At 38.0% G+C, this 12,699-nt stretch carries 9 protein-coding genes and 1 other RNA gene; 7 read left to right on the forward strand and 3 right to left on the reverse strand.

Annotated elements, in window-relative coordinates; all coding sequences use genetic code 11:
* The first annotated feature begins 915 nt into the window (after positions 1-915).
* From KHA96_RS20995 to ssrA, 6 genes are all read left to right on the forward strand, one after another.
* Positions 916-1,872, forward strand: coding sequence for an ABC transporter permease (locus KHA96_RS20995; protein ID WP_213131306.1), 957 nt, complete (start codon positions 916-918; stop codon positions 1,870-1,872).
* Positions 1,873-1,897: 25 nt separating this feature from the next.
* Positions 1,898-2,794, forward strand: a complete 897-nt coding sequence (locus KHA96_RS21000) for a carbohydrate ABC transporter permease (RefSeq protein ID WP_213131307.1) — start codon at positions 1,898-1,900, stop codon at positions 2,792-2,794.
* Between the two features lie 59 nt (positions 2,795-2,853).
* Positions 2,854-4,515 (forward strand): extracellular solute-binding protein, encoded by a 1,662-nt coding sequence (locus KHA96_RS21005; protein WP_213131308.1) that lies wholly within the window; start codon positions 2,854-2,856, stop codon positions 4,513-4,515.
* Positions 4,516-4,868: 353 nt separating this feature from the next.
* Entirely contained in the window at positions 4,869-6,530 is a 1,662-nt protein-coding gene (locus KHA96_RS21010; protein WP_213131309.1) for an extracellular solute-binding protein, read from the forward strand.
* Positions 6,531-6,654: 124 nt separating this feature from the next.
* Entirely contained in the window at positions 6,655-7,377 is a 723-nt protein-coding gene (locus KHA96_RS21015) for a YesL family protein (RefSeq protein ID WP_213131310.1), read from the forward strand.
* Between the two features lie 132 nt (positions 7,378-7,509).
* Positions 7,510-7,875, forward strand: a transfer-messenger RNA (tmRNA) gene (ssrA, locus tag KHA96_RS21020).
* 183 nt (positions 7,876-8,058) lie between these two features.
* Here ssrA and KHA96_RS21025 read toward each other — a convergent pair.
* From KHA96_RS21025 to KHA96_RS21035, 3 genes are read right to left on the reverse strand one after another with little or no spacing between them, the layout of a single operon-like run.
* Positions 8,059-9,279, reverse strand: a complete 1,221-nt coding sequence (locus KHA96_RS21025) for an amidohydrolase (protein WP_213131311.1) — start codon at positions 9,277-9,279, stop codon at positions 8,059-8,061.
* 25 nt (positions 9,280-9,304) lie between these two features.
* On the reverse strand, positions 9,305-10,528 hold the full coding sequence (locus KHA96_RS21030; protein ID WP_213131312.1) for an amidohydrolase family protein: 1,224 nt from the start codon (positions 10,526-10,528) through the stop codon (positions 9,305-9,307).
* A 31-nt stretch (positions 10,529-10,559) separates the two neighbouring features.
* Positions 10,560-11,150, reverse strand: a complete 591-nt coding sequence (locus KHA96_RS21035; RefSeq protein WP_249315854.1) for an ankyrin repeat domain-containing protein — start codon at positions 11,148-11,150, stop codon at positions 10,560-10,562.
* Between the two features lie 237 nt (positions 11,151-11,387).
* Here KHA96_RS21035 and KHA96_RS21040 point away from each other — a divergent pair, with 237 nt between their 5' ends.
* On the forward strand, positions 11,388-12,257 hold the full coding sequence (locus tag KHA96_RS21040) for a LysR family transcriptional regulator (RefSeq protein ID WP_213131314.1): 870 nt from the start codon (positions 11,388-11,390) through the stop codon (positions 12,255-12,257).
* Positions 12,258-12,699: the final 442 nt, after the last annotated feature.

Genomic DNA, 12,699 nt, shown 5'->3' on the forward strand with positions numbered 1-12,699 from the left:
CTCTTGTATTTCCAGTGGAAGTGAAGTTTGTTCAGTGATATAATTGGGGTTAGTAATCTTTGGATTGCTCATAAAAAATCGTCCTTCCTAAATGTTGGTGTGGTAACTTTCATTTTACAAGAAGTGACGATTTTTTTGTACCTATTTTTAATAACGGAAGGCACTGTTCTGAGAGGTTGTTGCTTTTAAAACCAACACTGTTTGAAGGTTGATTGGAGCGAAAGTGCGAGACTCCTGCGGGATGTGCGGACAGGTGAGACCCCACAGGCGTTTGCGCCGAGGAGGCTCACCGCCCGCCCCGCGGAAAGCGAGCAACTGTAGCGGAAATCAACCTTTACGCACTACTTGATAAAAAGCAACAAAGTATGTGAGAAAAGCCTAACGAAAAAAGGCAGTCCTCAGAAGTCATTTTTCATGGACTTTTGGGACAGCCCCTTTTTACATTGTAAAAGCAACCTATAAAAGGAATAATGCGTCATATGAAAATGTCGAAAAACTAGAGTGCATTTATAAATTCTATCTATTTTATATTAAGTCTAAAGTCCTTGCGTCCATTCTCCTACAATATTTTACAAATTTTTAAAAATAATATTGACTAATTGTTATATCAAGTTTAAACTGATAGTAACAATTATCAGTATATTTCATAGTTTCAATCAAGTAACTAGAAATAGTATTGATCACGATGCCAGAGTCTTTCAAAGGGATTTTAAGTCTAAAACTATGAAGCTAGTTAAAGTAGATTGAATTGGTAAATGACCAGAATCATAATGGAAGCGCTAAGAATTCTAAATTATATGAAAGGGGAAACTTCGACAAGTTCTTTATCTTTTTTATTTATTAAATTAAGTAAGCGTTATTAACTCAGAGTTTTCTAAAAATAAAAAACATCAAGATGTAATCGGGGGAGACGATATGGAAAAGGCAGTTGCAAGTAAAGATATCGTAATCGTGCCAAAAAAGAAATCGATTTTCTTTAGACTAGCAAATCAGTGGGAACTCCAATTAATGGTTATTCCTGCCGTAATCTTCATTTTTATCTTTAGCTATATTCCGATGTACGGAATCGTTATGGCGTTCAAGGATTACAACATTTTTAAGGGGATCGCGGAAAGTCCTTGGGCTGGCTTAAAACATTTCAAAATGTTTTTTAACGCTCCTGAATTTACACAAGTAATGAGAAATACGCTTGTGATTAGTTTTCTGAAATTCTTTATTGGATTTCCGGCACCAATCATTTTGGCTTTAATGCTGAATGAAGTTAGGAAAATGTTTTTTAAACGCATTGTGCAAACCGTGAGTTATTTACCTCACTTCATATCTTGGGTTATTGTGTCAGGATTCGTCATGTCACTACTATCCACAGATAACGGAAGCTTAAACATTGCTTTGGAAAAGATTGGAACCATTGATGAACCAATTAGTTTCCTAAGCATCCCGCAATATTTTTGGACGATTTTAGTGGCTACGAACGTATGGAAAGATATTGGTTTTGGTTCCATTGTTTATTTAGCCGCTATCGCCGGTGTTGATACTCAGCTTTATGAAGCGGCTGCACTTGACGGTGCAAATCGATTCAAACAAATGTATTTGATTACAATTCCTTCTATCTTGCCAGTCATCCTTATTTTCATGATTTTGGCGATTGGAAACTTATTGAATGCTGGTTTTGAGGATATTCTCCTTTTAGGCTCTAACCCTGTTGTGAGGGATGTAGCGGATGTCTTGGATACGTATGTATACCGAAGAGGTATTCAACACTCACTATTTTCTTATGCAACTGCTGTAGGTTTATTTAAAGCCATCATCAGTGTAGGCTTGCTCACATTGGCAAACTTCTTGTCAAGAAGAGCAGGATCAAGCTTGTGGTAAAAAAAGGGGAAAAGGAGGATTCCACATGTTAAAAATGACAACAGGCGATCGAGTCATGTCGGTTACCATTTACATCATGCTTACAATATTAGCTTTCGTCACCTTTTATCCATTCTGGAACGCATTGGTTATCTCGTTTAACAGCGGAATCGATACGATGAAAGGCGGAGTCACCTTTTGGCCAAGGGAATTCTCCCTGGACAATTATGAAATCGTCTTCCAGGATTCTCGTATCCTAAATGGATTTTTTATCTCTATTCTTCGTACCGTTATCGGAACAGCGACAGCCGTCATGTTTACAGCTATCTTCGCGTATGGGATGTCGAGAAAAGAATTAATTGGTCGTGACTATTACATGATTTTCTGTGTCATCACGATGTTTTTCAGTGGTGGTTTGATTCCTACCTTCTTATTGATTAGAGGATTAGGATTATTCAATACATTTTGGGTTATGATCATTCCGGGCTTAGTAAGCGTATGGAATATGATTATCTTCCGGACCTTCTTCCAAGGCTTGCCAGCAGGACTGGAAGAATCCGCGAGAGTGGATGGATGTGGATATTGGGGAACGTTTTTCCGAATCATCCTGCCGCTATCGGGCCCAGTTATCGCAACCTTATCGTTGTTTACAGCTGTTTATCATTGGAATGACTGGTTTTCACCAAGCATCTACATCTCAGAACAAAAACTATTGCCTATCCAAACCATGCTGCAGCAAATCCTTAGCTCCAACATTATGACGGAGCAAATGGCGCAGGCTGATTCAACCGCTGCCGCGCATATGCAGAAATTAAAATCAGTTTCAACAAAATCCCTGTCGATGGCGACAATGATGGTCGCGACGATCCCAATCATCTGTGTATACCCATTCGTTCAAAAGTATTTCGTTAAAGGGGTATTGGTTGGTTCTTTGAAAGGGTAATCAACTTGGTTTAAGGCGCAAGCTTTAAATATATTAAAAATATTTAAGGGGGAAAAGAAATGAGAAACAAGATGAAGGTTTTATCTTTATCTCTAGTTGCTCTACTTATGGTCTTCGCCGTATTGTCCGGTTGTTCTAAAGACAGTTCAGGCGATAGCAAGGGCAATGATAGCAACGGATCCAAAGATTCGGGCAGTAAAAGTGAAGGCTTTGTTCTTGGTGAAGACGAGTTAGAGTACACAATGTACGGCCATTATGACTGGTATACAATGCCAAACTGGGGCGAAGACGAAGCAACAAAATGGATTAAAGAAAACAAAAAGGTTAACGTCAAGCCAATCAGTTCTGGTGGTAATGCTGCACAAAAATTCAACACAATGATCGTTGGTAACGACCTTCCAGATGTAATGTGGTTGGATCGTAACGCAGACTTAGACAGACTTCGCAACAACGATATGTTAGTTCCACTTGATGAATATATTGAAAAGTATCCAAACATCAAGGAATGGGTTGGAGAGTCTACTCTTAACATGCTTCGTGCTGAAGATGGACATATTTATACTATTCCTAACTGGTATACAACACAACCAAATGGTAACTCTGGTTATGTCGTAAATGAAAAAATTTATAAAGAATTAGGTTCACCAAAACTAGAAACAACTGATGATCTTTATGCTTATTTGAAACAAGTTAAAGAAAAATATCCAGATGTATTACCTTTTGAAGTTGGACAAGGTGGCGGACTAGACGTTCTTTACTCAGCATTTGCTGAAGAACATCCAAACATGTTCATGAGTCAACACTTTGTACCAAATGGTGACAAATTATCTTCTATCTTTACAGATCCTGTATTTAGAGAAGCAATGGTTTATATGAACAAGCTTTATAGTGAAAGATTAATTTCACAAGATACTTTGACTCAAACAGCTGAACAAGTAAAAGAAAAAATTGTTTCGGGTAAATTCGCAGTATTTGCAGAAAGCTCTCCTACAGAGCACGGAAGCCTTGCTCATACCGAACTAAAAGCTGAAGATCCAGATGCAGGACTTAAAATGATCTGGCCAATTCATAAAGAAGGTTTGGACAAAGAAAAAATCACTCCAGGAACATGGAGCCAGCTTGGCTGGAACGTAAGTGTTATAACAAAAGCAGCTAAAAACCCAGAAGCCATCTTTGCTTTCCTTGATTGGATGGTAGGTCCAGAAGGTCAACGTACTATTTTCTGGGGACCAGAAGGCCTATATTGGGAAGGAACACAAGCTGTTGAAGGCATTGCGGAAGCTCCTGTATTTACGGATAAATATTTAACGGATGTTGAAAATCTTTCTAAATTGATGAATACAACAAACAGCTTCCAATGGGTTGGTAACACTGTTTATATCGATAAATCCAAAACAGCATTTGAAATGACGTTGCCAGAAGAACAACAAAACTGGGATACAAGATACCAAATGAGTATCACTTGGAAGACTCAAATGAATTCAACAGAATTCCAAAACCTATCGCCACTTCCTGAAACAGAAGAAGGTATGGCAGAACAACGTGTGAATGAAATTTATGATGAAGCAAGAGCAAAAGCACTTCATGCGAAGAGCGAAGATGAAGTTATAAAAATCCTCGATGCAGCTGAAAAAGATGCTCAAGCTGTTGGATATGAAAAATTGCTAGAATTCAAGACTCAAAAATGGCAAGATAACAAGGCAAAAATGGCTGGAAATTAATAGCCAATAAATGTATGGGTCACTTCAGAATTATAAACTGAAGTGACCTTTTCTATATTTTCGACATCTAAAGTAGATCATCAACAATATTCTACAATTCTCTTAAATTTATATTGACTATTTGTTACGCCAATATTAAAATTGTTTATAACAACATCAGCGTTTTTATTTTTTTATGAATCCTTTGAAAGGGATTACATAATTAATAGGTAAGAAAAGACATTTATAGAAACGCAAAAGATGTTGATTTTATTTTTCTGATAAGTAAGCGTTTTACCTATAGGATTGATTAGTTATATTCGGTTTAAGGCACAAGCTTTAAATATATTAAAGGACACCAAGGGGGAAAAAGAATGAAAAACAAGATGAAGTTCTTGACTTTATCTCTAGTCGCTCTACTTATGGTCTTTTCCATATTGTCGGGCTGTTCTAAAGGCAGTGCGGGCGATGGCAAAGGAAATAATAGCAGTGGATCGAAAGATTCCGAAAGTAAGGGCGAAGGATTCGTTCTCGGGGAAGACGAGCTAGAATACACTATGTATGGTCATTATGACTGGTACACAATGCCAACTTGGGGCGAAGATATCGCTTCAAAATGGATAAAAGAAAACAAAAAAGTTAATGTAAAATCCGTAAGCTCTGGTGGTAACGCGGCACAAAAGTTCAATACAATGATTGTTAGTAACGAACTTCCTGATGTTATCTGGATGGATCGTGGACCGGATGTAGATAAACTTCGTGATGCTGGAATGCTAGTAGCTCTTGACGAGTACATTGAAAAATATCCTAACCTTAAGGAATGGGCAGGCGAATCAACGCTTAACATGCTTCGTGCTGATGATGGACACATTTATCAGTTTCCGAACTGGTACACATCACAGCCAAATGGCAACTCTGGTTATGTTGTAAATGAAAAAATGTATAAAGAATTAGGATCACCAAAATTAGAAACAACAGAGGAATTATATGCTTATTTGAAACAAATAAAAGAAAAGTATCCTGATATTGTACCATATGAGCCTGGCCAAGGAGACGGACTTGATATTCTTTACTCCGCATTTGGTGAAGACCATACGACAGCTTATGTGGGAATGCGTGCTGTTCCACAAGGAGACAAGCTATCATCTATTTTTACAGATCCTGTTTATCGTGAGTCTATGCAATATGTAAGCAAGCTCTTCCGTGAAAAACTTATTTCACAAGATGCGTTAACGCAAACCGCGGATCAAGTAAAAGAAAAGGTTATGACTGGTAAATTTGCTGTTTATGCAGGAAGCAGTCCAACAGTTAACTCTAACTTGGCAGACTCCCTTTTAAGAGAGCAAGATCCAGATGCTGGTCTTAAAATGGTATGGCCTTTCCATAAAGAAGGCTTAGATAAAAACAAAATATGGACTGGAAGCTGGTCGCAGCTTGGTTGGAACGTAAGTGTCATCACAAAAGCAGCAAAAAATCCTGAAGCCATCTTTGCTTTTCTTGACTGGTATACTGGTCCAGAAGGTCAACGTCATATTTTCTGGGGACCTGAAGGTTTGTATTGGGAAGGAACACATGCTGTTGATGGAATCGACGAAGCACCAGTATTTACAGATAAATTTGTTACGGATGTAACTGAGCGTGATAAATTAATGCAAACGACGGATCCACTTCAATGGGCTGGAAATACAGTATACATTGATAAATCCAAATCTGCATTTGAGATGACGCTGCCGGAAGAGCAACAAAACTGGGCTACAAGATATCAATCTCAAATCACTTGGAAAACACAATATAATACAACTGAGTTTGTAAATCTTTCTCCAATGCCAGATTCTGAAGAAGGATTAATTGAACAGCGAGTTAACGATATTTATGACGAAGCAAGAGCTAAATCAGTTCACGCAAAGAGCGATGAGGAAGTCATAAAAATCCTTGACGAAGCAGAAAAAGATGCACAAGCAGTTGGATACGATAAATTATTGGAATTCAAAACTCAAAAATGGCAAGAAAATAAAGCGAAAATGGCTGGTAATTAATAACTAATAATAAAAGGGCCGCTTCGAACTGTATAGAGTGTCAAAGATTTGACACTCTATACACGTGCCGAGGCAGGGCCCTTATGTTATTCTATAAAAAGAAATATTGTTCAAGGGGGACATCATGGGATACACAGGTTTTTCAAGAATACTTCTCGTTTTTTCCGAATGGATTATGAAATTTGCAGTTACAAATATTATATGGCTCTTATTTAATTTGCCGGTCGTTTATTTTGTATTAATTTTGCTATATGCAGACACCTTTGAAAAATTCCAATTAATCGTTATTACCATTGCGGTATTGGCTCCTTTTTTCTTTTTCCCTGCGACAACAGCAATGTTTGGAGCAGTAAGAGATTGGATTTTGGGAAAAAAGGCTGTGCCACTTATAAGTTCTTATTGGAAATATTATAAAGAGAATTATTTAAAAAGCTTGTTAGGCGGCATTATTATTGTTCCAATATGGTCAGCTTGGCTTTATAATTATTTAACTTCCGGTGTTCAAATTGGTTCAATTTCATTTTACTTTTATGTGATAGTTACAATCTTCCTTTTTACATTTACTGTTCATTTCTTTTCGGACACAGTTCATTTTCAAGCGAAATTAAAGGATTCGTTTATAAAATCGATTTTGTTGGCGATAGGCAATCCTCATTACACACTTTTGTTAGCGGTGCTAAGTGGAATGTTCCTCTTCCTGTTGATCAAATATATTCCTGTTTTTATTCCATTTTGCCTTGGTTCAATCATTGCTTATTTATCATTTTATGGATATTATCGGATCTTTTTAAAGATGCAATCCTTAGTAGAAAAACTGGGTGGTACAGAAGAGAATACAGAACAATAATAGATAGATGGTATGTTATACCATGGTCAATACCTTGAAATTTTGCGAACGTATGTTATAATAATCAGTGTAACACCTTAGATGTTTTATTAGGTTAACTAAAAAGAAAACCGGAAAACATCTTCTTATTATGGGGACGTTACGGATTCGACAGGGATAGTTCGAGCTTAGGTTGCGAGTCGAGGGGATCGTCCTCGTAAAAACGTCAAAGCCAATAATAACTGGCAAAGAAAACAACAACTTCGCTTTCGCTGCTTAATAACAGTCGATAGCGGTTCCTCCCTCCATCGCCCATGTGGTAGGGTAAGGGACTCACTCTAAGTGGGCTACGCCGGACGTCCTCCGCCTGAGGACTATGGAAGAGATCAATCAGGCTAGCGTTTCGGATGCCCGTCGATAGGCGGAAGAAGTCGCGAAATTACAATATATTGACTACACTCGTAGACGCTTAAGTGCCGATGTTTCTGGACGAGGGTTCGACTCCCTCCGTCTCCACCAAATACATATTTGGTGGTTTTTATTTTTTTGACTAGGATTAGAAATTATTAAAAGTACCCTAAAGTAGACACTAAATAAGTCTATCTGTAGGGTGCTTTTTTGTATAATGAAAAAATACAACTTGTGAAAAATGGAAACGGAGAAAATAATGAATAAAAAAAACAAACTTTTTTTCTTCTTTAATTAAAGCGAGCCCGAGACGATCTCTCCTTTGAACATCGTAGCTGCTCGTTTCGATTTTCTTGCAATGGTTTCAGCAGAACAAGATGCATCAACTAATACGACATTTGCTTCGTCTCCCACTTTCGGCCAGACCTGTTTTCCCTCAGGGTTAAGAGGTGTTTTGCCACCGGTAATAAAATAGAGAGTTTGTGCTAATGATCGTTCATCGCTCCATCTTGAAATTTCCGCTAATCGTCCAGCTCGTTCTAAAATATCACCATTCCCAAAAGGTGACCAAACATCAAAAATATTATCGCATCCTACGGCAACTGAAACTCCTTTTCTGTGTAATAAACCTACAGGTGGAAACTTTCGACCAATTGGAACACTCGTAATAATAGTGATTCCTGCATCATCCAATTGATCTGCCATGGCTTCTGCTTGAGTTTCCGATATATCCCCAAGTCCAAATGCATGGCTGATTGCAACCTTCCCTTGTAGACCGGCTTCTTTTGTTAACTGAGCCAATCTTTTCATTGTGAAAATTCCTAGATGGTCTGCATCATGTAAATGCAAATCGATTCCTGCATTACCTACTACCGCAAGTTCAACCATTTCTTGTAAAGAAGCTTCTATATCTCCATCCACTGTGGCAGGGTCTACACCACCAACAAAGCTCGCTCCTTGTCGAATAGCTTCTCTTACTAAATCCTTTGCCTTCGTACGTAATAAACCATGTTGTGGAAATGCAACAATTTCATACGAAAGCTTTCCTTCAAACTTTTGCAATGCTTTTTGACCTTCTTCTAAATTCTTTAATCCAACCTCAGGGTATATGTCTACATGTGTACGTATATGAGTCACTCCGGCTTTCAAATATCGTTCAAGTAACTTTTCTGCACGTTCTTGCGTGGTAGTCTCCAAAGAAGGAAGAACTTTTTTTTCAATTTCAAGTCGTTCAAATATACTGTTAACAGGTGTGACTGCGCGCCACTTGTCAACTAGCAATGTTTTATCCAAATGACAATGTTTTTCTATAAAAGATGGAAGAACTAATAACTGTTTTGCATCTATTTTTTGTACATCATCTGCAATGGTTTCATCAGAGGAAATAATCTTTGCGATCTTTCCTTCCTGTATGAATAAATGAAAACATGCAGTCTGCGTTCCTGTTATGACATCATGATCGAATTGGTAGCCAGTCTCTAGTCGGGCATTTGTTAACCAAAAAGTAGAACTCATAGTATCTTTCCTTTCTTTTTCAATATTAAAGTTCCCCAGAAACGATCTTTCCTTTAAAGATTACAGCTTTTCTTTCCGCACGTCGTGCAACAGCTTCAGCGGAACAGCTTGCATGAACGAGAACAAGATTGGCATCATCACCAACATTTGGCCAAACACATTCACCACTTTTATTAAGAGGAGTTATGCCACCTGTAATATATCCTAAGGTTTGTCCAAGTGAACGCTCATCACTAAGACCAAATCGTTCTGCTAACGTTCCTGCTTTTTCCAAACTGTCTCCTTTTCCGAATGGGGACCAGTGATCTGTAATGCTATCATCACCTAGGGAGATGTCTACCCCTTTTTTATGCAAGAGAGGAATCGGGATCGTTCTTCCAATCGGAACAGATGAAGTAATTGAAATTCCTTGGTGAGCCAGTAACTCGGCGACTTCACTCGCTTCTTTAGGAGGGATATCAGCAAATGCCAATGCATGGCTAATCGTGACTTTACCTTGCCATCCGGCTTCTTCTGTTAGAGATGCTAATCGCTTAAACGTAAAAATACCTAAATGACCTGGGTCATGTATATGAAGATCGATGTTTGCATTGGCTTCTATAGCTAGTTCCATCACCGTTTGTAATGATTTCTCAATATTTTCATCAATTGATGCAGGGTCTACCCCACCAACTAAGGAAGCTCCACTGCGTAATGCTTCCTTCACTAATGAAATAGAATTGCTGCGCAATAAACCGTGTTGTGGGAATGCAACGATTTCAACAGAAGCTTTATCTTTATATGCTTCCGTTGCGCGTAATACGGCTTCTAAATTTTTTAATCCAATAAAAGGATCAACATTGCAATGTGTACGAATATGAGTCGAACCGTTACTTAACAACAAATCTAATAGCTTTTTCGCCCTTTCCTCGGCAACGGGCAATAAGCGTGGAAGTAGTTCTTCCTCTTCTTCTAACCGTGTGATCAACCCTTTAGTTGGAATAGTAGGGGCTTTCCAAGGACCTCCGTAATACGTTTTATCAATATGAATGTGCATGTCTCTAAACGATGGAAGCATTAAATAATGATTCGCGTCCCGTTTAGGTAGATGGGTTTCTAACAGTTTGTCTGCTTCAACAATTTCTTTTATTTTTCCATCTTCTATCTTTACATGGAAACATTCTGTTTTCGTTCCTGTAACTGTACCATTTTCGTAATGGTATCCAGTTTCTAAATGGACATTCGTTAACCAGTATGATGAATTTGTCATTTTTTAACGTCCCTTCTTAAAAGCTGGCGATTTATTCTACCGCTTTTTTTAATATATTTTCAATTGCTTGGAATCCACGTGTTTGAGCGTGTTCTAAAGGAGTAATTCCTTCACGATCACTAATATTGGGATCTGCTCTGTGGTCTACTAGCAGCTGAACAATCTTTTGATGATTATCTCCGCCGTCACCTAGAATGACCGCTTCTAATAATGCTGTCCAATTTAAATTATTGATGTGATTTACGTCAATATCCGAACGATTAAGAAGTTCATTAACAACTTCAACATGACCTCGTTCTGATGCTGGTATAAGAGCCGTACCCCCAAACCGGTTCGTAAGCTTCGTGTCTGCACCCGCATCAATCGCAAGTTTTACGATTTCAAGCAACCCTTCTGCTCCGGCATACAGGATCACATTGTTTAATTTGTTGTCACGAATATTTATGTCTGCACCTTTTTGGATGAGTGCTTTTACTGTATCTACATTATTGTTATAAGTCGCTGCTAAAACAGCTGTTCTCCCAAGATCATCCGTTGCATTAATATTTGCACCATCTTCTAGCAATTTCAGAACATTTTCGGTATCTCCTTTTTCAGCCGATGAAATGAATTGTTGATTCATAAGTTCCACCTTCTTTTCTTTAGATTGCGATTCTTTCTGTAAACTCTCTGAAGAATTGGGAATTCCATGACACCCTGCAAGCAAAACAACAACTAAAATCATGAAGAAACGATACATCCACGTATCTCCTTTTCCTGTCTATATAAAAATGCTAACATAAGAGTATGTATATGAAAAATATAAAAAAAATAAGTTTTACTTAAGTTTTTCATATAATAAAAAGGAGGATTTTCAGCGATGGATATAAGACAGCTACGATATTTTATAGCGATTGTAGAGGAAAGAAAAATTTCCGCTGCTGCTGAAAGACTGCATATATCTCAACCTCCATTAAGCCAACAATTAAAAACAATGGAAGATGAACTAGGCTCAAGATTAGTTGAGAGAAGTGGAAGACATTTTGAAGTAACAGAAGCCGGAAAAGCTTTATATAAATATGCCTTGCGAGTGACACAGTTAATGGAGGAGGCGAAAATAGAAGTCAAGGAAGTGGGAAATGGAGTAAATGGCAGGCTTACATTAGGCATTAACACGTTTTCAGCTGTTAAGTTAGCTGAAATACTTCATAAATTTCAAAAACAATACCCTAAAGTTACTTATAAAATTCAACAAAATGAATCCGCACATCTTTGTAAATTAGTAAGAGAGCGGATAGTTGAGCTTGCGATCATTCGATTGCCGCTCGAGTTGGATGATTTATCGGTTCTCCATCTTCATTCTGAGCCTTTTTATTTTATTACATCAAAAAAACGAAAACGGACTGGTAATGAAATCTCACTTGCTGATATTCAAAACGAACCACTCATTTTACCTAGCACGGAAGGATTAGGTGTGCATTATGTGATTATGGAGGCATTTTCTAAATTTCAAATACATCCTAACGTTGTTGGTGAATGTTCCGATATTACACTTTTGATGGACTTAGTCGCATCCGATTTTGGTGCTGCCATTGTTCCAGAAACATTACTTAAATGCCATAAAGGATATCCAATACATGCCTACAAAATTTCAAGCAAAACACTGTCCGCATCCGTCGGATTAATATGGCTGAAAAATCATTACTTGTCTAAGACTGCTCAAAACTTCGTAGATTTAATAAAAAAATAATTGGGGTTTATCAAGAAACTTATCACTAGACTAACGAGGGGAGTGATTTTACCACTCCTGTAAAGCAAGGGAATACCGAAGACCTAGTAGTGGAATATCATATAAGACCATCATCCTATTTGGAAGAAAACCCCAGACTTATTATCAGAATAGTGGTATAATTAAAAAACAATAGAATAGGTTTCTCAAGGGTGGTCAGCATACCTCTATAGAAAGGGGGAGTGCTTGTGTCGGTCTTTGAAGCGTTGATTTTTGCGTGTACCTTTGCAGGCTTACTCGTGGCAATGCTACAAACTGGACCAAAAAAATAACCCACCCTTGAGCCTCCAAGCATAAGGGGTGAGTTAATTTCCTTCTCATAGCCGATTGCCCAAGGAGGGAACCTTCTATTGGATGGACCGCGTTGTGCTTTAAGGTAAGCGCAGTGTTCCAGCACCAGCGG

The organism is Bacillus sp. FJAT-49711 (genome assembly GCF_018343715.1).
GTDB lineage: Bacteria > Bacillota > Bacilli > Bacillales > Bacillaceae_C > Lederbergia.

Coding starts and splice junctions, on each gene's coding strand:
- KHA96_RS20995 (WP_213131306.1), top strand. CDS start 916: ATGGAAAAGGCAGTTGCAAGTAAAGATATCGTAATCGTGCCAAAAAAG.
- KHA96_RS21010 (WP_213131309.1), top strand. CDS start 4,869: ATGAAAAACAAGATGAAGTTCTTGACTTTATCTCTAGTCGCTCTACTT.
- KHA96_RS21040 (WP_213131314.1), top strand. CDS start 11,388: ATGGATATAAGACAGCTACGATATTTTATAGCGATTGTAGAGGAAAGA.
- KHA96_RS21015 (WP_213131310.1), top strand. CDS start 6,655: ATGGGATACACAGGTTTTTCAAGAATACTTCTCGTTTTTTCCGAATGG.
- KHA96_RS21030 (WP_213131312.1), bottom strand. CDS start 10,528: ATGACAAATTCATCATACTGGTTAACGAATGTCCATTTAGAAACTGGA.
- KHA96_RS21005 (WP_213131308.1), top strand. CDS start 2,854: ATGAGAAACAAGATGAAGGTTTTATCTTTATCTCTAGTTGCTCTACTT.
- KHA96_RS21025 (WP_213131311.1), bottom strand. CDS start 9,279: ATGAGTTCTACTTTTTGGTTAACAAATGCCCGACTAGAGACTGGCTAC.
- KHA96_RS21000 (WP_213131307.1), top strand. CDS start 1,898: ATGTTAAAAATGACAACAGGCGATCGAGTCATGTCGGTTACCATTTAC.
- KHA96_RS21035 (WP_249315854.1), bottom strand. CDS start 11,150: ATGAATCAACAATTCATTTCATCGGCTGAAAAAGGAGATACCGAAAAT.